The organism is Nesterenkonia xinjiangensis, assembly GCF_013410745.1.
Taxonomy (GTDB): Bacteria; Actinomycetota; Actinomycetes; order Actinomycetales; family Micrococcaceae; genus Nesterenkonia; species Nesterenkonia xinjiangensis.
The window spans coordinates 1,701,415-1,726,566 of the sequence record NZ_JACCFY010000001.1 but is presented as its reverse complement, the minus strand read 5'-3'; the positions used below and the strand labels follow the sequence as shown (position 1 = coordinate 1,726,566).

The 25,152-nt window shown below is 68.9% G+C and carries 24 protein-coding genes; 6 read left to right on the top strand and 18 right to left on the bottom strand.

Annotation, left to right across the window (positions count from 1 at the left end; all coding sequences use genetic code 11):
• Nucleotides 1-46 precede the first annotated feature (46 nt).
• The 11 genes from HNR09_RS07880 to HNR09_RS07830 all read right to left on the bottom strand — a co-directional run bounded on the left by HNR09_RS07880 (nt 47) and on the right by HNR09_RS07830 (nt 11,485).
• A complete protein-coding gene (locus HNR09_RS07880; protein ID WP_179541535.1) occupies nt 47-976 on the bottom strand; it encodes a carbohydrate ABC transporter permease in 930 nt (309 codons plus the stop codon).
• Complete coding sequence (locus HNR09_RS07875) at nt 976-1,893, bottom strand: carbohydrate ABC transporter permease (RefSeq protein WP_179541534.1); 918 nt, start codon at nt 1,891-1,893, stop codon at nt 976-978. The genes HNR09_RS07880 and HNR09_RS07875 overlap by 1 nt, the downstream gene beginning before the upstream one ends.
• Before the next feature lie 13 nt (nt 1,894-1,906).
• On the bottom strand, nt 1,907-3,202 hold the full coding sequence (locus tag HNR09_RS07870) for an extracellular solute-binding protein (RefSeq protein WP_179541533.1): 1,296 nt from the start codon (nt 3,200-3,202) through the stop codon (nt 1,907-1,909).
• Nucleotides 3,203-3,556: 354 nt separating this feature from the next.
• Nucleotides 3,557-4,258 (bottom strand): DUF6226 family protein, encoded by a 702-nt coding sequence (locus tag HNR09_RS07865; protein ID WP_179541532.1) that lies wholly within the window; start codon nt 4,256-4,258, stop codon nt 3,557-3,559.
• Complete coding sequence (locus HNR09_RS07860; protein ID WP_179541531.1) at nt 4,255-4,557, bottom strand: hypothetical protein; 303 nt, start codon at nt 4,555-4,557, stop codon at nt 4,255-4,257. The genes HNR09_RS07865 and HNR09_RS07860 overlap by 4 nt, the downstream gene beginning before the upstream one ends.
• 4 nt (nt 4,558-4,561) lie before the next feature.
• Nucleotides 4,562-5,503, bottom strand: a complete 942-nt coding sequence (locus HNR09_RS07855; protein ID WP_179541530.1) for an SMP-30/gluconolactonase/LRE family protein — start codon at nt 5,501-5,503, stop codon at nt 4,562-4,564.
• A complete protein-coding gene (locus tag HNR09_RS07850; protein ID WP_378937883.1) occupies nt 5,500-6,276 on the bottom strand; it encodes a triose-phosphate isomerase in 777 nt (258 codons plus the stop codon). Before HNR09_RS07850 ends, HNR09_RS07855 begins: the two co-directional genes overlap by 4 nt.
• A 47-nt stretch (nt 6,277-6,323) precedes the next feature.
• Nucleotides 6,324-8,045 (bottom strand): dihydroxyacetone kinase family protein, encoded by a 1,722-nt coding sequence (locus HNR09_RS07845; protein WP_179541528.1) that lies wholly within the window; start codon nt 8,043-8,045, stop codon nt 6,324-6,326.
• A 53-nt stretch (nt 8,046-8,098) separates the two neighbouring features.
• Nucleotides 8,099-9,502 carry a GntP family permease gene (locus HNR09_RS07840; protein ID WP_179541527.1) on the bottom strand — a complete coding sequence of 468 codons (1,404 nt, stop codon included), beginning with the start codon at nt 9,500-9,502 and terminating at the stop codon, nt 8,099-8,101.
• A gap of 10 nt (nt 9,503-9,512) precedes the next feature.
• On the bottom strand, nt 9,513-10,505 hold the full coding sequence (locus tag HNR09_RS07835; RefSeq protein ID WP_179541526.1) for a 3-hydroxyacyl-CoA dehydrogenase family protein: 993 nt from the start codon (nt 10,503-10,505) through the stop codon (nt 9,513-9,515).
• Nucleotides 10,502-11,485, bottom strand: a complete 984-nt coding sequence (locus HNR09_RS07830) for a sugar phosphate isomerase/epimerase family protein (RefSeq protein ID WP_179541525.1) — start codon at nt 11,483-11,485, stop codon at nt 10,502-10,504. The genes HNR09_RS07835 and HNR09_RS07830 overlap by 4 nt, the downstream gene beginning before the upstream one ends.
• A gap of 140 nt (nt 11,486-11,625) precedes the next feature.
• On the opposite strand from HNR09_RS07830, the gene HNR09_RS07825 reads away from it, so the two are divergent.
• The gene (locus tag HNR09_RS07825; RefSeq protein ID WP_179541524.1) at nt 11,626-12,390 is read left to right on the top strand and encodes a GntR family transcriptional regulator; all 765 of its coding nucleotides are present in this window, start codon (nt 11,626-11,628) and stop codon (nt 12,388-12,390) included.
• Nucleotides 12,391-12,410: 20 nt separating this feature from the next.
• On the opposite strand, the gene HNR09_RS07820 is transcribed toward HNR09_RS07825, so the two are convergent.
• A complete protein-coding gene (locus tag HNR09_RS07820) occupies nt 12,411-13,694 on the bottom strand; it encodes an extracellular solute-binding protein (protein ID WP_179541523.1) in 1,284 nt (427 codons plus the stop codon).
• 74 nt (nt 13,695-13,768) lie between these two features.
• Nucleotides 13,769-14,989, bottom strand: a complete 1,221-nt coding sequence (locus HNR09_RS07815; protein WP_179541522.1) for an ROK family protein — start codon at nt 14,987-14,989, stop codon at nt 13,769-13,771.
• Between the two features lie 119 nt (nt 14,990-15,108).
• On the opposite strand from HNR09_RS07815, the gene HNR09_RS07810 reads away from it, so the two are divergent.
• From HNR09_RS07810 to HNR09_RS07800, 3 genes are read left to right on the top strand one after another with little or no spacing between them, the layout of a single operon-like run.
• The gene (locus HNR09_RS07810; RefSeq protein WP_179541521.1) at nt 15,109-16,377 is read left to right on the top strand and encodes an ABC transporter substrate-binding protein; all 1,269 of its coding nucleotides are present in this window, start codon (nt 15,109-15,111) and stop codon (nt 16,375-16,377) included.
• 24 nt (nt 16,378-16,401) lie between these two features.
• A complete protein-coding gene (locus tag HNR09_RS07805) occupies nt 16,402-17,319 on the top strand; it encodes a carbohydrate ABC transporter permease (RefSeq protein ID WP_179541520.1) in 918 nt (305 codons plus the stop codon).
• A gap of 2 nt (nt 17,320-17,321) precedes the next feature.
• Nucleotides 17,322-18,212 (top strand): carbohydrate ABC transporter permease, encoded by an 891-nt coding sequence (locus tag HNR09_RS07800; RefSeq protein ID WP_179541519.1) that lies wholly within the window; start codon nt 17,322-17,324, stop codon nt 18,210-18,212.
• A 78-nt stretch (nt 18,213-18,290) separates the two neighbouring features.
• Here HNR09_RS07800 and serS read toward each other — a convergent pair whose 3' ends face one another.
• Nucleotides 18,291-19,580: a serine--tRNA ligase gene (gene serS / locus HNR09_RS07795; protein ID WP_179541518.1), complete on the bottom strand. Its 1,290-nt coding sequence runs from the start codon at nt 19,578-19,580 to the stop codon at nt 18,291-18,293.
• Nucleotides 19,581-19,624: 44 nt separating this feature from the next.
• On the opposite strand from serS, the gene HNR09_RS07790 reads away from it, so the two are divergent.
• Complete coding sequence (locus tag HNR09_RS07790) at nt 19,625-20,809, top strand: diacylglycerol kinase family protein (protein ID WP_179541517.1); 1,185 nt, start codon at nt 19,625-19,627, stop codon at nt 20,807-20,809.
• Between the two features lie 18 nt (nt 20,810-20,827).
• On the opposite strand, the gene pheA is transcribed toward HNR09_RS07790, so the two are convergent.
• Nucleotides 20,828-21,775 (bottom strand): prephenate dehydratase, encoded by a 948-nt coding sequence (gene pheA, locus HNR09_RS07785; RefSeq protein ID WP_343047485.1) that lies wholly within the window; start codon nt 21,773-21,775, stop codon nt 20,828-20,830.
• Nucleotides 21,772-22,101, bottom strand: coding sequence for a rhodanese-like domain-containing protein (locus HNR09_RS07780; RefSeq protein ID WP_179541516.1), 330 nt, complete (start codon nt 22,099-22,101; stop codon nt 21,772-21,774). The genes pheA and HNR09_RS07780 overlap by 4 nt, the downstream gene beginning before the upstream one ends.
• Before the next feature lie 179 nt (nt 22,102-22,280).
• Between HNR09_RS07780 and HNR09_RS07775 the strand changes: the two genes are divergently transcribed.
• On the top strand, nt 22,281-23,834 hold the full coding sequence (locus HNR09_RS07775) for an amidase (protein ID WP_179541515.1): 1,554 nt from the start codon (nt 22,281-22,283) through the stop codon (nt 23,832-23,834).
• 71 nt (nt 23,835-23,905) lie between these two features.
• On the opposite strand, the gene HNR09_RS07770 is transcribed toward HNR09_RS07775, so the two are convergent.
• Entirely contained in the window at nt 23,906-24,136 is a 231-nt protein-coding gene (locus tag HNR09_RS07770) for a hypothetical protein (RefSeq protein WP_179541514.1), read from the bottom strand.
• 604 nt (nt 24,137-24,740) lie between these two features.
• Nucleotides 24,741-24,959, bottom strand: a complete 219-nt coding sequence (locus tag HNR09_RS07765; protein ID WP_281366342.1) for a CsbD family protein — start codon at nt 24,957-24,959, stop codon at nt 24,741-24,743.
• Nucleotides 24,960-25,152: the final 193 nt, after the last annotated feature.

Genomic DNA, 25,152 nt, shown 5'->3' with positions numbered 1-25,152 from the left:
CTTCACGAAGGTCGTCGTCGAGATCGAGGGGGACGGGAGGATCAGGTCACTTGCCGAAGCCGGCGGTCAGACCGGCCACGATGTACCGGCGGCCCAGGATGTAGGCCACCAGCAGCGGCACTGCGGAGAGCACGACGGCGGCCAGTGTGGCGGGCACGTCGATGGCGAACTGGCCCTGGTACTCCCACAGGGACAGCGGCAGCACGCGCACGTCCCGGCTCTGAGTGAGGATCAGCGGGAACAGGAACCCGTTCCACACCTGCAGGGCCTGATAGATCCCCACCGTCATCAGCGCGGGGATGGACATCGGCACCACGAGGTTCCAGAGGATCTTCCACTCCCCGGCGCCGTCCACGCGCATCGACTCGAACAGCTCCTGGGGAATGTCCCGGACGAAGTTGACGATGATCAGCACGCTCAACGGGATCGCGAAGGCGATCTGCGGCAGGATCAGCGCCCACAGGGTGTCATAGAGACCCAGCTGCCGGATCAGGTAGTAGACGGGGATGATCGTGGCCTGCACCGGGATGGCGATGCCCAGCAGGATCACGCTGAACAGCCGCTGCCCGCCGGCGCTGATCGACCGCACGATGTAGTACGAGGCCATCAGCGAGACCGCCAGCACCACGGCCACGGTGGACAGGGTGACGATCACCGAGTTGAGGAAGAAGTGGAAGAAGTCGTTCTCGATGACCCGGACGAAATTGCCCAGGGTGGGCTCCGCCGAGGGCACCAGCGGGTTCGACTGCGCCAGGTCGGTCCGGTCACGGAACGCGGTGATGACGATGAAGTAGATCGGCAGGATGATCACGGCCAGCCAGAGCCAACCGGAGATGCCTGCCAGGACGTTGGGCCGCTCGGTGGGCTTGCGCGCCTTCCGACGGCGCGGGGCGCTCTCCCCGCGCGGGGTCACGGCCTTCTCGGCGGAGCGTTCGGGGGTCTTCCCCGGGTCTGTCTTCACAGTGTCGGTGCTCATCACATACCTGCCTTGTCGCTCTCCATGCGACTGGATCCAGAGATCTTGTTCAGCCCCAGGGAGAGGGTCAGTCCGACGGCGACCAGGATCACAGCGATCACCGAGGCGCCGCCCATGTCGAAGTTGCGGAATCCGGTGATGTACATGTCCAGCGGCAGGATGCGGGTGGCGCTGCCGGGTCCGCCCTGAGTCAGCACGAAGACCAGGTCGAAGTAGGTCAGCGAGCCGACCAGCATCAGCGTGGATGAAGTGATGGCGGTGTAGCGCAGCTGCGGCAGCGTGATGGAGAGGAACTGCCGCACCCGGCCGGCGCCGTCGATGGTGGCCGCCTCGTAGAGGGAGGCTGGGATCTGCCGCACACCGGCCTGGTAGAGCAGCGAGTGGAACGGCACGAAGCACCATCCGACCACGAAGATCACCACGTAGAGCGCGATGTCCGGGTTGCCGAGCCACTGGGCGGGCAGCCAGTCGAAGGGGAGGGCCGTGCTGATCCCATAGTTCGGGCTGAACAGCGCCTGGAAGGTCAGGCCGACCGCCACCGAGGAGAAGAGCAGCGGCAGGAAGAACAGCACCGACAGCAGGGCCCGGTACTTCTGCGCGCCGGCCATGAAGACGCCGAGCAGCAGGGCGACCGGCGCCTGGAAGACGAACGAGACGACCACGAAGACGAAGGTCAGCCACAGAGCGTTCTGCGTGTGGTCGCGCTCGAGGATCCGGAACCAGTTGTCCAATCCGGCGAAGCTGGGGGCGCCGAGGCCGTCCCAGCTCATGAAGGACAGGATCACCACGCCGGCGAGCGGGACGAGGGCGAAGATGCCGAAGAACAGGACCGCGGGCAGCGCCATCAGGAACGAAGGTCCCTTCTGGCGCCGCCCGGCTGTCCCGCCTCGGCGGACAGGGGAAACGGTCTGAGTCATGGTGCTCTCGGGCTCAGTCCTGGTAGGCGTTCATGTTCTCGGCGAACTCCTCGGGGGTGATGGTCCCCAGGAGGATGTTCTCCAGGTTCTCCATCAGCGGCTGGGCGACCTCAGGGGCCACCGCCTGGTCCCAGGAGAGCTGGAAGTGGTTCGCCCCGGCGACGAGCTCATCGGCGAACTGCAGGAAGTCGGCGTCCTCGGTCTCGGCGATGACGTCGTCGATGTCGTTCAGCGGGGGCAGGCCGCCGCCTTCGACCATGGTCTGCACAGTCTCCTCGTTGTAGAGGTGCTCGGTGATGTAGTCGAGGGCGACCTGCTGCTCCTCCTCGGAGGAGTCGGCGGAGACCGACCAGAAGTTGGCCGGGTTGCCCACGATGTTGCTGGGATCCCCGGCGCCGTCCTCCAGGACGGGGAACTCGGCGAAGCCGAAGTCGCCGGACTCCGCGAAGTCGGGGAAGTCCGAGTGCACGGTGGCGTAGACCCAGGAGCCCTGCAGCAGCATGGCGGCCTCGCCGTCGGCGAGCAGGCGGGCGTCCTCGTTCTGGCCGGCGTCCACACCGGTGAAGGTGTCGGCATCGAAGCCGCCCTCAGTGGCCAGCTCCTGGATGGTCTCCAGGGCGAACAGGATGGACTCGTCGCTCCAGGCTCCGGCCTCGCCGTCGACGACGGTCTGGAAGACCTCCTCACCGCCGTGGCGGTCGGTGAGGTACTGCAGCCACATCAGCGCCGGCCAGACAGAGCCGCCTGCCACGGAGAACGGGGTGATGTCATTCTCGTTGAAGACCTCGATGGCCTCTTCGACGTCGGACCAGTCCTGCGGTACCTCGAGGTCGACCTGGTCGAAGAGCTCCTGGTTGTAGTACATGACCACAGGCTGGACATCGTTCATCGGCACCGCGTACTGGGCGCCCTCGACCTCCCCGTTCTGCCAGACAGACTCGTGGATCCGGGACTCGAGCTCGCCGACCTCGTCGGTGAGGTCCACCACGCGGTCCTGGGCGACGTACTCGTTCAGCGCGCCGCCCGTCCACGACATGATCAGGGTGGGTGCCTCACCGGAGCCGACCACGGTGCGGATGCGCTCCTTGTAGGCGTCGTTCTCGAACTCCTCGACGGAGATCTGCTGGCCGTCCTCGGCCTGTTCGTTCCAGCGCTCGAGGTCCTCGTCGATGGTGGGCCAGCCGCCGCCGGTGAGGATCCAGGCGTCGGCATCGGCGGCGTCGTCGCCGCCTCCGCAGGCGGACAGGGCCAGCAGGGAGGTGACCGCGACGCCGGCGGTGGCGATGCGGATCGGAGGTCTGTGGGTCATGGGTGGTCCTTTCTCAACGGTGCGAGGTGGTGCAGGGCCGGGAGAGTGTCGCTGGTGCCTCGACGGACGCCGCAGAGGGCGCCTCCCGGGAGTGATCCCTATTTCGTCTTTCCGCAAGACTAAATAGCGCACAAGAGGGTGTCAAGCGCCACAGGTCACAGCAGGAGACGGGGCAGGAGATGGAGCAGGCGGCGACCGTCGGCGCGAAGGATCGCGCTCTCACAATGGGGCACGGAATCCGATGCTCTCGGAGGCAGAACCGGCACCCACCGCAGATCGTCTCTCTATTGCGGATCGTCTCTGGATTCAGCGACGATCCGCAATAGAGAGACGATCTTCAGAGGAGAGGGTCATTCAGCCGCCCCACCAGGGCTCGCCGCGCAGCACCTCGCACCCTCGCCGAGCGCGCCCGGCCCGGGCGTCGTCGAGGACCCGGCTGAGGTCTCGCGGAATCCCGAGCCCGCTGGCGCGGTGCCCCTCGGGCGTGGTCCAGGCGACCCAGCGGCGCCTACCCCGCCCGCCGCTGACGTGCAGCGCCCCGCCGACCACGGTGAGGATCTCCTGATCAAGCGCTTCGAGCAGATCCACAGAACCGGAGTCGCAGGCGTCGCAGCCGCAGTCCGGCACCCAGTCCAGCAGCACCGGCTCGGAGCCGCCGCGAGGATCACCCATCCCGACGGCGACGACGGTCCCCGCCACGCCCTCCAGGGCGCCGTCCACCAGGACCAGCGGCTGGGCATCCGCCCGCCGAGGCACGACGGCGCGCGCCCGCGGATGCTCCGGCTGGAAGGTCCACGACGTCGGCAGGGTGGCCGACTCTGTATGACCTAGGCCGAGACGCTCCAGGGCACGTTCCCAGGCACGGGCCCTCGCCCCCAGGATGCGGTACCGTGCGGGCTCGCTGACCCTCGAATAGGCGTCCTCGGGCGCTTCCGATCCGGGCAGCATCCGCTGCGGATACGGGTCGTCCCAGGCGATCTCACTCAGCGGGTCGGCTCGGTATTCGGCCTCGACGGTGGCGAGGACGTCGTCGCGCATGATGTCCTCACCGCTCACTCGGACGCCCCTCCGACGCCGACCTGCCGGTTGTGCTGCCAGGAGATCAGAAAGGCTGGTCCGGCCAGGAGCAGGAACAGCGCCGGGATGATGATCGGATGGAAGGAGAAACTGGCGTGGGTCGCTCCGCCTCCTATGAGTGCCCCGCCTGCCCCGGTCAGCACGACGACGCCTGTGGGCTTGTGTGTGGGATAGCCGATCCAGGGCAGTCGCTCGGCAGGATTGGCGCGCGCCAGGCGCAGGGTCTGGTGGATCACCAGGGCGCCGCCGCAGAGCGCGGCCAGGATTCCGAACAGCATGCGTTCAGCCGCGCCAGGCGGCGTCGCGGACTCTCACTCGCTGGTGATAGAGCCCACTCGTGGCCGCGATGTACAGGTCCATCCCGTCAGGACCGCCGAAGCACAGGTTCGCCACCACCTCGGGGACCGGCAGATGCCCCAGATGCTCGCCGTCGGGCGAGTACAGGTGCACTCCGTCCCCGGCGGAGCTCCAGATCCGGCCGGCCTCGTCCACGCGGATCCCGTCTGGGACGCCGTCGGCGATCTCGAAGAGCGTCCGCCCCTGCCCGCACCGCACCGCGCGGCCGGTCCGGGCCGCGCCGCCGTCGCGGATCACCGGGTAGGCGCGCACGTGATGCGGGTTCCCCTCCCCCGGCTTCCGGGCGGCCAGGGTGTCGCTGACGTAGAGCACGGACTCGTCCGGGGAGAACGCCAGCCCGTTGGGGTCACCCATGTCGGTGATCATCGGCTCGGCCTCCCCGGTGTCCGGGTCCACCCGGAACACATGGCAGCCGCCGTACTCCATCTCGCCGGGGTGGCCCTCCTCCGGGTTGACGATCCCGTACGGCGGGTCCGTGAACCAGACGGCCCCGTCGGAGGCGACGACGACGTCGTTGGGCGAGTTGAAGCGGCCCTCCGCCCAGCGCTCCACGACCGGGGTGACCACGGCACCCTCCTCCCCGGCGACTTCGACCTCCACCCGCCGGAGGCCGTGGGAGCACTGCACCACTGCGCCGTCGGGCCGCAGGGTGCGGCCGTTGGTGAACTCCACGCCGTCGCGATGGACGGTGGTCTCTCCGGTGCCCGGGTCATACTGCAGGATGCGGTCACCAGGGATGTCGGACCAGCGCACGACGCCGGCGTCGGGCACCCAGCAGGGCCCTTCGGACCAGGTGGCGCCGTCGCCGACCTGGCGCAGCGTGGAGTCGGGCTCGAGCAGGTCATCAAGTCTCAGCGTCGAGGTCATTGCCTCAGCCTGCCATGGGCGCCGCGAACATGGGAGGCCCCCGTCTCCAGCAGCTCCAGATACCCGTCCAGCCCCCAGGCCGCGCGGCCGACGAACAGTCCGTCCACCCCGGGGATCTCCAGCAGCTCAGCCGCATTGTCCTGGTTCACCGAGCCGCCGTAGAGCACCGCCTCCACCTGGGCGCCGTAGACCCGCTCCAGCGCGGCGAAGGGTTCGGCGAGCTCCTCCACTGTGGCGGGCCGACCCTGCTCGCCGATGGCCCAGATCGGCTCATAGGCCAGCAGCACCCGAGCCAGCTGGGCGGAGTCCAGGCCGGCGAGCGCACCGCGGGCCTGGGCGAGGATGAACTCCTCGGCCTCCCCGGCCTCACGGACCTCGCGGGGCTCGCCGACGCACAGCAGCGGCCGCAGCCCGTGGTCCAGCACGGTCCGGACCTTCAGCCGGGTGGTCTCCACAGTTTCGCCGAAGTGCTCGCGCCGCTCGGAGTGACCGATCTCGACCAGCCGGGCTCCGGCGTCGGCGGCCTGCGGCACGGAGATCTCACCGGTCCAGGCGCCGGACTCCTCCCAGTGGGCGTTCTGCGCGCCCAGGATCACCTGCGTCTCGACACCGCGTCGCTCCCCCACCCCGCGCAGCTCCTCGGCGACGACGGCGAGGGCAGTGTGCGGTGGGATGATGAAGGCCTGCACGGACCCGGCCAGCTCCGGCCGGTCGAGGATCGCCTCGGCCAGCCCTCCGGCGTAGTCGCGGGCCTCGGCGAGGGTCTTGGTCATCTTCCAGCTGGTGCCGATCCAGCATGACGACGTCGTCCCGATCCCCATCAGCGCGCACCCAGACGGGCGGCGACGTCGGCAGCGAGCATCCCGAAGGAGACCGCCCCCGGGTCCGGAGTGCCCCGGGACTTCTCTCCCAACACTCGGGAACGACCCAGGCGCGCGGTGAGATCGGCGGTGGCGGCGGCGGCCTGGTGTGCGGTCGAGGCGGCCTGCTGCGCGGCGGACCCGAGGTCGGCGTCGCGCGCGAACGTCTCGGCGAGGGCCTGCGCGTAGGGGGCGGCGGCGTCCATCATGGTCTTGTCGCCGGGCTGTGCTCCGCCCAACCGGGCCACGGCGGCGACCGCGGCGCCGAGGGCCTCCACGATCTCGGCGTCGCTCGGGGCGGCGTCGTCACGCAGCGCCCCTCCGGCGGCGGTCAGCGCGGCACCCCACAGGGCCCCCGAGGTGCCGCCGGCGGACTCGGCCCAAGCGGATCCAGCATGCACCAGCAGGGTGCGCACCCCGGCGCCGCCCTCGTGCGCCCGGCGGGCGGCGGTCACTGCACCGCCGGTGCCCAGCCGCATGCCCTGCCCGTGGTCACCGTCACCGGCGACGGCGTCCATGCGGCCCAGCTCCTCCTCATGGGCGGCGCAGGTGGCCTCGAAGCTCTCCAGCAGCCGCAGCGCCTCCCCGGCACAGGCCTGGGACTCGGCGGCGGCGGCCGGGATCTCCTCCGCCCCGGGTGCATAGAGGTCCGTGCGGGCGGGGGCCTCGGCACTGGGGCCGACGACGGCGCCACCGCGGCGGTACGCGGGGGTGTCCACCGGGGCGAGCCAGTGGCGTTCGAGCTCCTCGTCCAGCAGCACCAGGGTCAGCGAGAGCCCGGACATGTCCAAGCTGGTGACGAACTCGCCCACCTCGGGGCGGACCACGGTGAGTCCGGCGTCGTCCAGGCGCTCGGCGACCCGGCCGTGCACCACGAAAAGCTCTTCGTACTTCACCGTGCCCAGCCCGTTGAGGAGCATCGCCACGCGGCCGGTGTGCTGCTCGGGCAGCTCGGCGAGCAGCCCGTCGACCAGCAGGTCGGCGACCTCGTCGGCGGTGCCCAGCGGGCGGTCCTCCACCCCGGGTTCGCCGTGGATGCCCAGCCCCACGCCCATGGTTCCGGGCTCCACGTGGAACAGCGCCTCCTCGGCCCCGGGGAGGGTGCAGCCGTCGAAGGCCACGCCCAGGGAGCGGGTGGCGTCGTTGGCCTTGCGGGCGATGCGCTCGGCCTCGTCCAGATCAGCCCCGGCCTCGATGGCCGCGCCGGTGATCTTGAAGACCGGCAGGTCCCCGGCGATGCCGCGCCGGGTGAGCCGCTGGTCGACAGGCCCGGAGGCGACGTCGTCGGTGACTGCGACGATGCGCACGTCGACGCCCTCGGCGCGGAGCTTCTCCGCCGCGGCGCCGAAGTGGAGCACGTCCCCGGCGTAGTTCCCGAAGCCCAGGATCACACCTCCCCCGTTGTCCGCGTTGCGGGCCACCGCGTGCACCTGCGAGGCCGAGGGGGAGGCGAAGATGTTCCCACAGGGAGCCCCGTGACCCATGCCCGGGCCCACCCATCCGGCGAAGGCCGGGTAGTGGCCGGATCCGCCCCCGATCACCAGGGCGGGCTGGCCCTGCGGGGTCTGCCGGGCACGGACCGCCCCTCCATGGACCGGCATCACATGGTCGGGGTGGGCGGCGACGAAACCCGCCAGGGCCTCGGCCGCGAAGGCCGATGGAGCATTGATCAGGTGAGTCATCAGGTGTCCTCGTCTCAAGTTCTCTCGTGCAGGGTCCGGATCAGGTGACCAGCTCAGGTGACCAGCGCATAAGTCACCCAGCTGAGCAGGAAGGCCATGACGCCGATCGCGGTGCCGATGACCGACCAGGTCTTCAGCGTGGTCATCGTGTCGAAACCGCAGAACCGGCCGACCAGCCAGAAGCCGGAGTCGTTGAAGTGGGAGCAGGTGATCGAGCCGGCGACGATGGCGACCACGACGGTGGCCAGCGCGAAGCCGTCCAGGCCGAGGGACGCCACGCCGGGCGCCATGATCGAGCCGGCTGTGGTGGCGGCGACGGTGGCCGAGCCCTGGGCCACCCGGATGGCCACGGCCACCAGGAACCCGGCGAGGATGACCGGCAGGCCCATGGCGTCGAGGCCCCCGGCGATGGACTCGCCGATGCCTGTGGCCGTCAGCACGGCCCCGAAGGCGCCGCCGGCGCCGGTGATGAGGATGATCGAGCAGACCGGGGCCAAGGCGTTGTCGGTGAGGTCGGACAGCGCGGAGCCCACGGACTCGCCTCTCCCGCGACGCGGCCGGATGTAGAGCAGGTACATCGCCACCAGAGAGGAGATCAGCAGCGCCACCGGAGTCGGACCGATCAGCTGGGAGAGCGCGAAGACCGCGCTCTCGTCGCTGAGCGTGCCGTCGGCCTCCAAAGTGGTGGAGAGCGTGTTGAAGAAGATCAGCACCAGCGGCAGCACCAAGCAGAAGACCACGATGCCGAAGGCCGGCAGCTCGTCCTTCTCTTTGACCTCCGGCTCCCCGAAGAGGTTCGGCACCGGGTAGTCGGGGTAACGCTTGGCCAGGACCAGGCCCAGCCGGTAGCCGGCCAGATACCAGGTCGGCAGGCCCACGAGCAGTGCGACCACCAGGACGGTGCCGACGTCGGCACCCATCACGGTGGCCGCCGCCGTCGGGCCCGGATGGGGCGGGGTGAGCGCGTGCATCATCAGGAACGCCCCGATGGAGGGCAGCACATAGAGCATGAAGCTGCCGCCGAGTCGGCGGGCCACCGTGTAGATGATCGGCAGCATCACGATGAAGCCGGCGTCGAGGAAGATCGGGAACGCGTAGAACAGCGAGGCCACGGCGAGCGCCAGCGGGGCCTTCCGCTCCCCGAACGTCCGCAGCATCTTCTCGGCGAGGACCTGGGCGCCGCCGGAGGCCTCCACGAGCCGGCCCAGCACGGCGCCGAAGCCGATGAGCAGCGCCACGTTGCCCACGGTGGTGGAGAACCCGCCGACGACGACGTCGAGCACATCGCCGACCCCGATCCCGGCCACCAGGGCGGTGAGCAGGGAGACGATGATCAGCGCGAAGAAGGCGTGCAGCCTGACCTTGACGATCAGCAGCATCAGCACCGCGATCGAGGCCGCCGCGATGAGCAGCAGCGCCCAGGTGGGATGCTCCACGGCCAGTGTCATCTCATCCATGGGTGTTTCCTCAGGCCTGCTGGGCGGCGGGGTCGGCAGGCGCGGTGCCTCGCGGGGCCGGGCCGAGCTCGCGCAGCAGCTCCCCCATGCGGGCGTAGGCCTTGTTCCGGTAGGCGATCAGCTCGGCGGCGGTCTTCTCGTCGAAGTCGCCGGTCCAGCCCTTGCCGTTCTTGACCCCGTGGCGGCCGGCATCGACGGTTTCCTGCAGCATCTTGGGAGTGGCCAGACGCTCCCCGAAGGCCTCCTCGACGATACGGAAGCACTTCGCGTAGACGTCGAGCCCGGCCTGGTCCGCGATGGCGAAGGGACCGAAGAAGCCCAGCCGGAAGCCGAAGGTGGTGCGCACGATGGTGTCCACCGCCTCGGGGGTGGCCACGCCCTCCTCCACCACGGAGACGGCCTCCTTCAGCAAGGCGTACTGCAGCCGGTTGAGCACCATGCCGGGCACGTCGGCGACCTCGGCGCCCTCCTTGCCGATGCGCGGCAGCAGCTCCCGGACGGCGTCGACGGCCCACTGCTCGGTGGCCTCGCCGGAGACCAGCTCGACCCCGGGGATGAAGGGCGCGGGGTTGGAGAAGTGGACGGTGAGGAACCGCTCGGGATTCTTCACATGCGGGGCGAGCACGTGGACGGGGATCGTGGAGGTGTTGGTGCCGATGACGGCGTCCTCGCGGGCGTGCTGGGAGATCCTGCCGAGCACCTCCTGCTTGACCTCCGGAGCCTCGAAGACGGCCTCCTCGATGAAGTCGGCGCGGCCGACGGAGTCCTCGAAGCTGGTCCCGGCGCGCAGGTGGGCGCGGATCGTCTCGGTGGAGCCGGCGGGGTAGAGGCCCTGATCCTCGAACTCCTGGGCCTCGCGAAGCAGGCGCTCCAGGCCTCGGGCGGTGGTCTCGGGGTCGACGTCGACGATCTGCACGTCGAGTCCGGCCAGAGCCATGCACTGGGCGATGCCTCCGCCCATGTAGCCTGCGCCGACGACGGTGACGGTGGTGATCGTGGTCATGCGGGGTTCTCCTCTGAGATGGGTGAGGTGCGGGCCGGCGTCGCGGAACCCAGCACCTGGCGGATGTAGTCGCGGTTCTCGGCGCAGACGCCGATCGAGTCGGAGCCGTAGTGCTCGCAGCAGAAGGGTCCGGTGAAGCCGAGCTCCAGCGCCCGGCGGATGATGCGCCGGTAGTTGATGTAGCCGTGCTTGAGCGGCAGGGGCACGGTTGCGTAGGCCCCGGTGGCGGGGTCGAAGTCCCGGGAGTAGTTCTTGATGTGCCAGAAGTTGGTGTGCGGAAGGACCTTCTCGAACATCGCGTCGGGGTCCTCCACAGGACGGTGCAGGCGCACCAGGTTGCCCAGGTCGGGGTTCAGCCCGACGGCGGCGTGGTCGACGTCGCGGATGAAGGCGACCGCCTCGTCGGGGGTTCCGATGAAGGTGTCCTCGTACATCTCCAGGCTGAGCTGAATGCCGTTGGCCTGGGCATGGTCCCCGAGCTCGCGGATGCGTTCGACGGCCAGGGGGCGCAGTGCCGGGTCGTCCACGTGTCCCTCGGCGAGCCAGAACCAGAGGGCGTCGGCCTGGGCAGGGGTGAAGGCCTGCATGAAGCCGGTGTTGACGATGGTGGCACCGAACTCGGGGGCGATGTCGATCAGCCGGTGGGCGTCGGCGAGGTTCCGCTCCCCGTGCTGGGCGTCGACCACGGAGTTGCGGGTCATGGAGATCGAGGGGATCTGCAGGTCGTGGTCGGCGAGCACCTGCGTGAACTCCTCGAGCCGGGCGTCCGTGAGCCGGTGCAGCGGCAGCCAGGCGTCGGTGGGATCGATGTGGGAGAAGCCGAGGTCGCGCATCTGGGCCAGGCAGTCGGCCCAGTAGGACGTCGGCGCCTCCGACACCGGCTCTCCGTCCGGACCGGTGGGCCCGAAGGCGAGCATGTTGCCGGCGATGGGCCAGTTCTGCGCAGTGTGCGGGACGGAGGGCGGGGTGTCGGCGGGCATGGAGTCCTCTCTGCCGAGACGAAGGGTGGACCGAAGCGATGTGAGCTGGGTCCTATGGTCTGCGCCACATCGTGGCATATCCTATAGGAAATAGGAAGTGCCGCCAGGGGACGACGCCGACCCGCTAGGATCACCAGACGATGAGCAACTCCTCCAGCCTCCAGACCCCAGGGGCCTCGGCACCTGGCACCGACTCCCGACCGCCGGTGGCCCGGCGCGCCCTGCGCGACGAGGTCTACAGCGCCCTGTTCGATCGGATCCTGGACGGATCGGCCCCGGCGGGAAGCTCGATGAGCATCGATGCACTGGCCCGCGACCTGAACGTCTCCCCCACTCCGGTGCGTGAGGCCCTGGTGCAGCTGGAGCACACCGGCCTGGTGACCCGGGTCGCGCTGAAGGGGTATCGCGTGGCGCCGCAGCTGACCGGCGAGCAGCTCCGCGAGCTCTTCGAGATGCGGATGATCGTGGAGATGGCCGCCGTCGAGCGTGCAGCCAGCTCCTGGGAGGCCCTGCTGCCGCGGCTCCGCGCCGCCCACGCACGGCACGTGCGCACCGCAGACCGGGTGCGCGCCCTGCGCACCCGGCGCGACGACGCCGACGCGGCAGGCGCGGCGCCGGAGGACTTCGAGGACCTGCGGGAGTACATGGCCGCAGACCGCGACTTCCACCGCGTGATCCTTGAAGCGGCGGGGAACCGCTACCTGCTGCAGACCAGTGAATCGCTCAGCGCCCACGTGCAGCGACTGCGCCAGACTGTGGACCACGGAGAGCTGGACCTCGACGAGGCGCTGGCCGAGCATGCGGCCGTGCTGACCGCCTTCGAATCCGGAGACCCCGAGCAGATGCGCTATGCACTGCGCATCCACCTGGAGGCCGTGGCCGACCGCGTGCACGGCGACGACTGAGCGTCACGGATCCGCGAACTTCACTCCGGCTGGGTGGCGTCCATGTTCTCCGCGAATTCCTCCGGAGTGATCTGCCCGAGGAAGACCAGCTCGAGGTTCTCCAGCAGCACCTGCTCCTGACTGGGGTCCACCGCCTGGTCCCAGGAGAGCTGGAAGTTCGGCGCCTCGCGAACGGCGTCATAGGCGAAGCCGAGGAACTCCTCGTCGTCCGTCTCGGCGATCTTCTCGTCCAGGCCCTCGAGCGGCGGGATGTTGCCCGTCTCCAGCATGGCGTCCACGGAGGTGTCGTTGAACAGGTGCTCGCTGAGGTAGTCGATCCCGGCCTGCTGCTCCTCGTCCGAGGCGTCAGCGGAGACCGACCAGAAGTTCGCCGGATTGCCCACGATGTTCGCAGGGTCACCCTCGCCTCCGGAGATCTCCGGGAAGGTCGTGAACCTGAAGTCGTCGGAGGCGGCGAAGTCCGGGACGTCCTCGAGCATGCGTGAATAGACCCACGAACCCTGCAGCACCATCGCGGCTCGGCCGTCGGCGAGCATCTGTGCATCTTCGTTCTGATCCGCCACCACCGAGGCGAAGCCGGGGTCGAAGGCGTCCGCCTCGACCAGCTCCTGAACCTTCTCCATCGCCTCGATGATCGCCGGATGGGACCATGCGTCCGGCTCTCCGGCGACGACGGCGTCGAAGACCTCCGGGCCGCCGATCCGATCCGTGAGATACGAGGCCCACATCAGCATCGGCCAGCGGGAACCGCCGGCGAGGGCGAACGGGTGGACTCCGGCCTCGTTGAGACTCTCGACGGCGGTGAGCAGCTCGTCCCAGTCGGTGGGAACCTCGACGCCCGCCTCGTCGAAGACGGCCTGATTGACGTAGAGGACCACCGGCTGGACGTTGTTCATCGGCACCGCGTAGATGCTGCCGTCGACCTCTCCGTTGGCGACCACGGAGTCGATGAGCCGCTCGCGCAGCTGCTCGGTGGAGTCAGTGAGATCGACGACGTAGTCGTGCTCGACGTACTCCAGCAAGGTGCCGCCGGTCCAGCCGGCGATGAGCGTGGGCGCCTCCCCGGAGCCGACGGCGGTGCGGATGCGCTCCTTGTAGACGTCGTTCGCGAAGCTGTCCACAGTGATGGCCTGGTCGGGATTCTCGTCACTCCACGCCTCGAGGTCTTCCTCCACGACAGGCCAGACTCCGCCGTTGAGCACCCACGCATTGGGCTCAGAGCCTCCCCCTCCCCCGCCGCAGGCCGTCAGGCCGAGCAGCAGCGCCGTCGTCGCGCCGATGGTGGTGATCCGTGATGCCTGCATGATGAAGCCCTCTCTGACGTGATACGACTCACAGGCATTATTGCCTCTTCAGAGAACAAAAGAAAGGGTGGCCCTCAGCCGTCGGCGCTCGACTCCAGCAGAGCTCCGTCGCGCACGTCGGCGATCGCCGCCGAGATGGCGCCGCGCAGCACGACGTCAGCACCATGCTGGGAGGGGACAAGCTCGGCCCACCGCTGTGTCGGATTCCGGCTCAGGATCTCCCGGGTGCGCCGCAGCACCGGCTCCGCCGAGGAGGCGAAGGCCCCGGCGATGATGATCCGATCCAGGTCCAGGAGCCCGGAGAGCAGCTGGACCACCGGGGCCAGGCGCCCGGCGAGCGCGTCCACGACCTGCAGTGCGGTGGCATCACCCCGCTCCGCCGCGCTGAAGACCGCCTCCGCGCCGCGCTCGTCCTCCGGAAGCTCGGCCAGCTCACCGGTGAGCTCACCCTCCCGCGCCAGCCGTCGCAGCTCCCAGCGCGCACGGCGCGCCAGGCCGTGAGGAGCCTCGACCCCCATGACCATGTCCAGGACGCGCATCTCTCCGACACCGCCGCGCGTGCCGCGCAGCAGCCGGCCGTCCACCACGATGCCCGCACCGAACCGCTCGGCGGAGAGCAGGGTCGCGAAGGAGCGGACGCCGACACCCATGCCGTCGGAGGCCTCACAGAGCGCGCCAAGGTTCGCATCGTTGTCGAGCCGCACCGTCCAGCCGCGCTCCTCGAACAGGGTGGCCAGGCCCGGATTCATGGCGGGCCAATAATCCTCGGCGTCATCCGGAGGGGGCGACTCCCCCTCCGGATCCACCGGAGCGGGAACACCGATGACGACGGCGGCGATGCGCCCCGAGGCCACATCCGCCTCCTCCAGCGCCTCGTCCACGAGTCGCTCCAACGTCTGGCGTCGATCCAGGGCCCCCCGCATCGCACTGACATCCCGACTGACCCGCGTCAGCTCCACGCCGTGCAGGTCAGCCACCGCGACGGTGAACAGGTCCTCGTCGGCGTCACATGCCACGACCAGCGCGACGTCGGGTCGGAAGGCATGGCGCAGCGCAGGGCGCCCTTTGGCGTATCGGCCGGCGGCCCGGGCGTCTGCCACCTTCTGGAACCAGCCGGCCTCGACGAGCTCCCGGCAGACGGAGAGCACCGTGGCTCGGGTGAGGCCCGTCTTCTCCATGAACTCGGTGGCAGTCAGCGGCTCCCCGGTCCATGCGACGTCGAGCAGGCGCCGGGCATTGACCGTGCGCTGTGAGGCCTGACCCGCGATGGCTTGAAGTTCTGAGACGTCGTTCACGCCAGAATTATAGACGCGCCTATATTTACATGCTAAATTTACGCATTGCATGATGTGGTGCAGGTCACTGCACACCATGTCGACCGACCTCTTCACCGACCCACCCCCAGGAGGCCAGCATGGGCGCACCCCCAGCATCGGTGTCACGGCGGAGTCTCATCGCCGGAACCGCGGGGCTCGCCGCACTCTCCCTCGTCGGGTGCACCGGCGGCCGCGGTGAGGCCACCGAGCTCCGCTTCTACCAGACCAAACGCGAGGTCATCCCCTACGTCGGGGGCCTGCTGCAAGACTTCCGCGAGGAGTTCCCGGGCATCCGCCCGATCCACGACACCAGCGAGGGCACCCTCAACGGCATGTTCGTGCGCAGCTCACCGCCGGATCTCGCACTGCAGCTCTACAACTACGAGATGGCCCGATTCGTGGGGCGCGGCGAGCTGAGCGACCTCTCTGACCTGCCCGAGACGCAGGCGATCGCCGATCCTGTGATGGAACAGGTCGAGATCTACCCGCAGTACGAGGGGCGCACCTCGGTGCTGCCGTACTCGATGATGGCCGCCTCAGTCATCTACAACAAGGAGATCTTTGACGAGCACGGCGTGGAGGTGCCGACCACCTACAGCGAGTTCATCGACGCCTGCGAGACGTTCGAGGCGGCCGACGTCACACCCGTCTACGGCACCTATGGCGACGCCTGGACCGTCAAGCAGGGCCTGGTCGACTATGCGGTCGGCGGGATGGTCGACGTCATCGACTTCTTCGAGCAGCTGCGCGCCCAGGGCCCGGATGTCGGCCCCGACTCCCCGGTGTCCTTCAGCAAGGTCCTGCGCGAACCGCTGGAGAAGATGCTCGAGATCGCACAGTACACGCAGGGCGATGCCCGAGGACGCAACTACGGCGATGGAAACAACGCCTTCGCCAGCGGCGAGGCAGCGATGTACTTCCAAGGGCCCTGGGCCCTCATCGAGGTCGGGCAGATCAATCCTGATCTGGCAGTCGGCACCTTCCCGCTGCCCATGACGGAGGACCCCGCCGACAACAAGGTCCGCGTCAATCTGGACCTCGCACTCTGGATCCCCGAGGGCTCCAGAAACCAGGAGGAAGCCCGCGAGCTGCTCCAGTTTCTCGCCCGCCCAGAGATTCAGGACGCGTACAACGATCACGCGCTCGGTTTCGGAGTGCGCACAGACGCCCCGGACGTCACCGATGAACGCATCGCCGAGATGCAGCCCTATGTCGACCGCGGCGCCATCTACCAGGGAGTGTCCCAGGGCATCCCGCTCACCATCCCCTTCGAAAGCTACTGCCAGGATCTCGTCTTCGGGGCAGATCTCGAGAACATGCTCAGCACGCTCGACGCCGACTGGGCCCGCCTGGCCAAGCGCAGCTGACCGGCCGACTGATCAAGGAGCATCATGTCTCTCACCACCTCCGACGCCACGAAGTCCGCCGCCCCGGCCCGGCCCGCCCCGACCCGCAAGCGGGGACCCGACCGGACGCACTGGCTGTTCCTGCTGCCCACCCTGATCGTCTTCACCCTGTGCATCGCGCTGCCGGCAGTGATGGGCATCTTCTTCAGCTTCACCAACTCCGTCGGCTACGGAGACTGGGACTTCGTCGGGCTGGCCAACTACCAGCTGATGTTCACGGATCCTGCGATCATGTGGTCCTTCGGCTTCACCCTCGGGTTCTCCGCCGTGACGGTGGTGGTGACCAACGTCATCGCCTTCCTGCTCGCCGTCGGTCTGACCTCGCAGATCCGAGGCCGCGTGGTGCTGCGGACCATCTTCGTGATCCCGATGGTGGTCTCCCCGATCATCATCGCCTTCGTCTTCCAGTTCCTGTTCGCCCGCTCGCTGCCGGCGGCGGCCCAGGCCGTCGGATTCGGTCCGCTGGAGTCGAGCATCCTCGCCGACTCGGACCTCGCCTGGATCTCGATCGTCATCGTCACCGCCTGGCAGGCCATCCCCGGCACCATGCTGATCTACATCGCCGGCCTGGTGGCCATCCCCCACGACGTCTATGAGGCCTCCTCCATCGACGGGGCCGGGCCGTGGAAGCAGCTGCTGACGATCACCGTCCCGCTCATGACGGGCTACATCGTCATCAACGTGATCCTGACCTTCAAGAACTTCCTGAACGCCTACGACATCATCGTCGGCCTGACCGACGGCGGTCCGGGCACCTCCACGCGCACCGTGGCGATGACGATCTTCTCCGGGTTCACGGACGGCGACTACGCCTACCAGATGGCCACGGCCACCATCTTCTTCCTCATCACCCTGGCCATCGCCCTCGTCCAGCTGCGCCTGATGCGCCGAAAGGAGAAGTGATCATGTCCACTCCTGACCTCACCTCGACCTCCAGCACCGTCCCCACCAGACGCTCTCGGCCGCTCATCCGGCCTCGGAGAAAGTTCAACCTCCCCCTGACGATCCTGCTGGTCGTCTGCACACTGACCGTCCTGGTGCCGTTCTTCGTCACCGTGTCCATGGCCTTCAAGACCGGTTCCCAAGCGGTCCAGGGGCAGGCGTTCACCCTGCCCAGTCCGGTCAGCATCGAGGGCTTCGTCGAAGCATGGCGGCTGACCGACTTTCCGGTCAGCTTCGCCATCTCGGTGTTCGTCTCGGCGATCGCCGTCGCGGGCGCCGTGCTGATCAGCACCATGGCCGCCTATTCGATCTACGCCAACTGGGAGCGCAGGTTCTTCAGGTTCGCCTTCTTCTACATCCTGGCGGCGATGTTCCTGCCCTTCCCGGTGCTCGCACTCTCACAGATCAAGCTCAGCGGAATGGTGGGCCTGGACACGCCGCTCGGCGTCGGCATCCTGCACATCATGTTCCATCTGGGCTTCAACGTGCTGCTGCTGACCACCTTCTTGCGCAACATGCCCCCCGCCCTGGAGGAGGCGGCCCGCATCGACGGCGCCAGCACCTGGCAGACCTTCTGGAGGATCATCTTCCCGGTGCTCGCCCCGATGAGCGCGACCGTGGGCATCTTCGCCTTCCTGTTCTCTTGGAACGACTTCATGATGCCGTCGATGATCATCTCGGATCCCTCGCTGCAGACGCTGCCCGTGGTGAACCAGCTCTTCCAGAGCCAGTTCAGCAGCAACTACCACGTCTCCTTCGCCTCATATCTGATGGCGCTGGCGCCGTCGATCCTCGTCTTCGTCTTCACGCAGCGCTGGGTGCTCTCCGGGGTCACCCAGGGTGCGGTGAAGTAGCAGATCGCCGCATCCCCCCGAGGAGCCGGCAACAGTCCTGGGGCGAGCCGGCAGCAGTCCTGGGGGGGGTCACGTCAGTCAGCGGACCGGCTCGAGCACCTCGAGTCCGCCCAGGTACGGGCGAAGCGCCTCAGGTACCTGCACGGACCCGTCGGCCTGCTGGTGGTTCTCCAGGATCGCCACCAGCCAACGCGTGGTGGCCAGGGTCCCGTTGAGGGTCGCGACCGGGCGGGTGGGGCCCTTGGAGCCGTCCTCCTTGACCGTGCGCTCCCGGATGTTGAGCCGACGCGCCTGGAAGCTGCCGCAGTCCGAGGTCGAGGTCAGCTCCCGGTAGGTGCCCTGGGTGGGGACCCACGCTTCGCAGTCGAACTTCCGCGCCGCAGAGAGCCCGAGGTCCCCGGCGGCGATGTCCACCACCCGGTAGGGCAGTTCGAGGGCCTTCAGCATCTCCTCCTCCCAGCCGAGCAGACGACGGTGCTCCGCCTCGGCGTCCTCCAGGGCGCAGTAGATGAACATCTCCAACTTGTTGAACTGGTGCACCCGCAGGATCCCGCGGGTGTCCTTGCCGTGCGAGCCGGCCTCACGCCGGTAGCAGGAGGACCAGCCGGCGTAACGGACGGGCCCGTCGGTGAGGTCCATGATCTCGTCGGCGTGGTAGCCGGCGATCGCCACCTCCGAGGTGCCCACCAGGTAGAGGTCGTCCCGCTCGAGGCGGTAGATCTCCTCGTCGTGCTCGACGTCGAAGCCGGTGCCCTGCATGGTCTCGGGGCGCACCAGCGTGGGGGTGATCATCGGGGTGAAGCCCTCGCCGAGCGCCTTGTCCAGCCCCATCTGCATGATGGCCAGCTCCAGGCGGGCTCCGTACCCCTTGAGGAAGTAGAAGCGGGCACCCGAGACCTTCGCCCCACGTTCCATGTCCACGGCGTCCAGACCCTCTGCCAGCGCCAGATGATCCTGGGGCTCGAAGCCCTCGCCGGTGAAGTCTCGCGGGGAGCCCTCCTCGCGCAGCACGACGAAGTCGTCCTCGCCCCCGGAGGGGACGCCCTGATGGATCAGGTTGGGCACCCGACGCTGCAGCGAACGGAGCGCCTCGTCGGCCTCGCCGCTGGCTGCCTCGGCGGCCTTCACCTGCGTGGACAGGTCCTTGACCTCAGCCAGCAGCCGCTGCTTCTCCTCGCCCTGGGCCTGGGCGACCCTCTTGCCGAAGGCCTTCTGCTCGGCGCGCAGGGACTCGAACCGGGCGATCGCCTCGTTCCGGGACTGCTGTGCGGAGATCAGCTGGTCCACCACGGATTCGTCGGCCTGCCGCGCGCGCTGGCTGGCCCTGTAGACGTCGGGGTTGTCGATGAGGTCCTTGATGTCGATCACGGGTCTAGCCTAACGGCTGGTCGATTGCTGGCTAGACTGGCGTGGTGAGCCTCGAGCTGCTGTTTACCCTGCTGATCGTCTCCGCCCTGGTGCACGTCATCGCCCTGGTGGTGATCATCCGTGCCCTGGTCACCACTCGCCGCCTCCAGGAGGAGATCGCCGAGATCGGCCGCCTCCAGGACCGAGTCCAGCACGACGCCGACCACGGCCTCCCGACGCGCGCCGAGCGGCAGGTCGCCCTGGTGGTCAACCCGACCAAGGCCGAGGCCGACGAAGTCGTCCGTCTGGTGCACTCCGCCTGCTCCCGCGCGGGAATGCAGGCGCCGCTGCTGCTGGCCACCACCGCATCGGATCCCGGCCACCAGATGGCCGCCGACGCGGTGAGCAGGGGCGCCGACGTGGTCATCGCCGCCGGCGGAGACGGCACGGTCCGCGCCGTGGCGGCCGAACTGACCGGCACCGACGTCGCGCTGGGCATCATCCCGATGGGCACCGGCAATCTCTTCGCCCGCAACATCGGTCTGCCCTACCAGGATCTTCACGCCTGCGTGGACGAGTCGCTGCACGGCCTCTCCCACCGGGTGGACACCCTGGACCTCGCCCTGCACCGCGCCGACGGCACCACGGACAAGGAGAACTCGCTGGTCATCGCCGGCGGCGGGCTCGACGCCGAGGTCATGGGTGACACCCGCGAAGCACTCAAGCAGCGCGCCGGCTGGCTGGCCTACGGAGAGGCCGGCATGCGCCATGTGATGGGCCGCCGACGCAGCATCACCGTCGCCGTCGACGACGCCGAGCCGGAGACCCACCGGGTCCGCTCGGTGCTTCTGGCCAACTGCGGAATGCTCCAGGCCGGCATGATCCTGGTGCCTTCGGCACGGTTCGACGACGGCCGGCTCGACGCGGTGCTGTTCACCCCGCGCCATGCATGGGACTGGGCGAAGATCGTGGCCAAGACCGTCACCCGCTTCACCGCGGACATTCCGGTGATGACCGTGCGGCAGGCACGGGTCAGCACCCTGACCATGGCGGAGCCGCTGCCCTTCCAGATCGACGGCGACGCCGTCGGGGAGGTCGTCGCCGTCGAAGCCCGCGTCCGGCCCTCCTCGCTGATCGTCAACGGTGTGACCGGGGCCCCGTGGATCGAATCGGGACGTTTCGAGGTGGACCCGGCTGAGGACTGGGAGCGCCGGAGCGAGCTTCACGAGGCCGACGGCCCGAACCCCTGAACCGTCCGCAGGTGCGGCTCATCGGCGGCGCAGCGCCTCGATCCAGGTGCGCGCGGCGGAGAACGCGGCGTCGCTGACCTCCGAGGTGATCTGCTGGGGGCGCCGGTCGGCCCGCGGGTAGGAGCCCAGGAAGCGGATCTTCGGAGAGATCCGATGCACTCCGGCGAGCGCGTCGGCCACCCGGGCCTCATCGATATGGCCCTCCAGGTCGATGGAGAAGAAGTACTGTCCGAGCCCGTCTCCGGTGGGACGGGACTCGATGCGGCACAGGTTCACCCCTCGCGTGGAGAAGTGCTCCAGCAGCTCCATCAGCGCCCCGGCCCGATCCTCGGGCAGCGGAATCATGATGGCGGTCTTGTCCGCGCCGGTGGGCTCCGGGATCGGACCGGGCCTGGAGACCAGCACGAACCGGGTCACCGCTCCCGGGACGTCCTCCACGCCACGGGCGACCACATGCAGCCCCAGCTGCTCGGCGACCAGCGGGGCGCAGATCGAGGCATCGGCCGCAGGGTCATCCCTGAGCAGCGCCTGCGCCCCGGCCGCGGTGGAGGAGGCGGGGATGAACTCGGCGTGGGGGACGGAGACCTCGGCCCATCGGCGGACCTGGGCCCAGGCGTGGGTGTGGGTGGTCAGCGAGCGGATGCGGCTCAACGTGGTGGGCGCGCGGGAGGCCACCACGAAGGTGATGGGCACCAGCGCCTCAGCCACGATGTGCAGCTGGTGGGCCACCGAGACGGCGTCGAGGGTGGCGGTCACCCCACCCTCCACGGAGTTCTCGATGGGCACCATGGCGGCGTCGACAGTGCCCTCCTCCACCATGGTCAGCGCGGAGAGCACCGAGGAGGCAGGCACCTTCTCCGCGGTCTCGACGCCAGGCATCTGCAGCAGGGCAGCCTCGGTGAAGGTGCCGGCCGGCCCCAGGTAGGCGTAGCGGGTGAAAGGCAGGGGTGCGGGTGACTGGGTCACAGGATCCGGGGCTCCTCTCCACCGTCGGCCTCCAGCGTGCGACCGGCCTCGATCCAGCCGTCCATGCCGTCGGCGACGAAGACCGCCGAGTAGCCCTGTGCGGTGAGCCACTGGGTGATCTGCACCGATCGGCCGCCGGTACGGCAGATCACGTGATAGTCCTCGTCCGGGTCCAGCTCGCCCTCGAAGCGGGCGGGGACCTCATTCACGGGGATGTGCAGCGCCCCGGGGGCATGGCCGGCGGAGAACTCGTAGCCTTCACGGACGTCCAGCAGGTGGGCGCCCTCGGGCACGTCGGCGGCACGGATGGTCTCGAAGTCCGACATCGCTACCTCCCAGGAGACGGGGACGGGGTCCAGGTGCAGTCTGGCTGCTCCGGCTGAGACTACCGGCTCCTCGCCGGCGACGGTGGCCGACGACGGCGCAGGCCCACCATCCGAGACACGGCAGGACGGGTGAGCACCGGCCCGTGCGGCCATCGCCGGGATGCGCTTAGGGTGGCGTCATGACCCACCGCGCCGATCCTCCCGCCCCCGATCAGGCCCACACCACGGACACCTCGATGACGGATTTCCGGGCCGCGACCGCCGCCCAGTGGCGGACCGCGTTCCTCCTCGGCGACGTCTCTGCGGTGGAGCTGACGACCACCGCGCTGACGGCAGCGGCGGCGGGCACCTCGCTGGGCGCCTTCATCCATGTGGACCCCGACGCCGCCCTCGCCCGTGCCGCTGAGATCGACACGGTGCGCGGGCTGGTGCGTGGTGCCGGACACGGCCAGACCGCGCGGCTGAGCGAGCTCTCGGCCCATCACCCGCTGCTCGGCCTGCCGACCGCCTTCAAGGACCTGGTCGACGTCGCCGGAATGCCCACCACACGGGGCACCGCGGCACTTCCGCCGCAGACTCCCGGCCGGGACGATCCGCTGCCCCGGCGGCTGCACTTCGCAGGAGCCGTCAGCGTGGGCAAGACCCAGGTCCCAGAGTTCGGACTGCCCTGCTATTCGGAGAACTCCCTGGCCCGCCCCTCGCGGAATCCGCTGGATCCGCGGCGCATCTCGGGCGGCTCCACGGGCGGCGGGGCCGCCGCCGTGGCGGCAGGGATACTGCCGTTGGCTCCGGGCAGCGACGGGGGCGGCTCGGTGAGGATCCCGGCTGCGGCCTGCGGCTTGGTGGGGCTGAAGCCCGGACGCGGCCGGCTGCCCGATGACGTCGTCTCCGACCAGGTGAGCGACCTCGTGGTCTCCGGCCCGATCGCGGAGACGGCGGAGGACGCGGCGCTGCTCTTCGACGTCATGGCCGGGCACCGGTTCAGGGCCCCGGAAGGGCCGGGCGGCCGACGTGCGCGCCGACGCGCGGCGCAGGCAGGTCCGACTCTGGCTGAGGGCCCGGCGATGCGGATCGTGCGCGAGGCGCTGGACGACGGACTGGAGCCGCTGCGGGTGGGGGTCACCACGGAGTCGCCGTTCAGTCCGGAGCTGGACATCACGCTCGAGGAGGACGCGGTCCGGGCGCTGGAGGAGGCCATCAGCCGACTCGAGGCGCTCGGACACCAGGTGCAGGGGAGCAGGGAGGGCACCAGCCCTGACCGAATCTGGCCGACGGGGTATCACCGGCACTTCCAAGCACTGTGGACCTCCCGCCTGGGGCAGATCGGCTTCACCGAGGATCAGCTCTCGCTCCTGGCCCCGCTGACCCGGTACTTCGTGGAGCTCTCCTCCACTCGACCGCAGTCCGAGACGGAGCAGGCCCAGCGCACCCTCCAGGCCTTCGCTGAGGACGCCGAGAGCTGCCTGGACCCCTGGGATGTGCTGGTCACCCCGATGCTGGCCTTCCGCCCGCCGGAGGTCGGATGGTTCGCCTCCCTGGGCCCGGCCGAGGACTACGTGCAGCAATGTCGGTTCACCCCGTACTCCTCGGTGGTCAACGTGATGGGCCTGCCCGCCGTCAACGTGCCCGTGCTCACCGGTGACGACGGCCTGAGCTGGTCAGTGCAGATCATCGGCCGCCACGGTGCGGAGGAGCGGCTGCTCGCCCTGGCGGCGACGCTGCAGCGGGACTGAGCGGAGCGAGACCGGGCGGGGCACCACGCCGCCGGGCCGCCGCACAGAGGCGGATCGACCCGGCGGCGCGATCAGAACTGGCGCGGGCCGGTCAGCGCCCGCACGATCACCTCGTCCCTGCGGCGCTCGGCCTCCTGACGGACGAGGTGACGGCGGTGGAGCTCCTGCGGACTCAGCCGCGATGCCGGCCGCACCCGCTGGCGCTCACTCCGCTGAGCCCATTCCACCAGTGCGGCGCCGATCGAGTGGGCGGCCCGCCGCAGGAGGGATTGACTGAATGAATTGATATTGATGACAGACAAGAAGAATCTCCAGAAGATATCCGGGCACAGGGGTGCCCGGTAAAGATGAGTGAGAACAAAAACTGATACGGAGGACGCGATTCAGCGCGCGCCGACCATGGCGCAGAGCAGAGCTCGGCGCATCGGAGAATCAGTGAAGAAGAGTCCGCAGCAGTGCAGATCCGCGAAGTCGATACGACCACATCAGGGCTTCAGCCACCTCGTGGACGCCGTGGCGTCACCTCGTGGGGCCCACCTGCGGGGCGGCCTGACGTGCGTCGACTCAGCAGCCGCGCGTGAATCGCGCGGAGTACCCTCGATGGGCACCGCCGTCAAAGATCCCACGGGGGTACGCGATCACGAACCCGTGCACCGCAGTGCTGGTTGTGCCGGCCTGACCTGAAGTCATTGTGGTCACCATGAAGATCGCCCCCTCCTTTCGTGGAATCCTGAGGCACAGGAATTTCGTGCTCAACAATAACAGGGAATCACGACGTTGTGAACACCCTGGGGAAGATTTTCTTCTCGAACCACGACGCATTCCCTCTGGACACGACGACGCCGGGACCGCATCGCGATCCCGGCGTCGAACGGACCTCAGGGGCTCAGCCCCCGAGGAGAGGTCTCACTTCTTGAAGTTGTCAGTGACGCCTTTGGCCGCTTCCTTGGCGTCGGCGGCTGTGTCCTTGACGTTCTCGACGGTCTCCTTGACCTTGCCCTGGAGGCCCTGGGCCTTGCCCTCGGCCTCCGTGCGCTTGTCGTCGGTCGCCTTGCCGGCCGTCTCCTTGGCCTGCCCGGACACCTGGTCCTTCGCGGCGTCGAACTTGTCCTCGAGTCCCATCATGACTCCTCTCCGTCGATGTCTGCGGACACCACCCAGGTTACCGAGCGGAAGCTTCACCGTCACCAGCTCCCGGCGAACTCCCAGGAAACCAGCGGCCACCGCACTCGCGCCACAACGCCCTGCTCACGTCGGGGCTCGTGACCTGCCTCGGCCTGCGGCCCCGGCGGTACACTCAGGCCACCGTCAACCACCC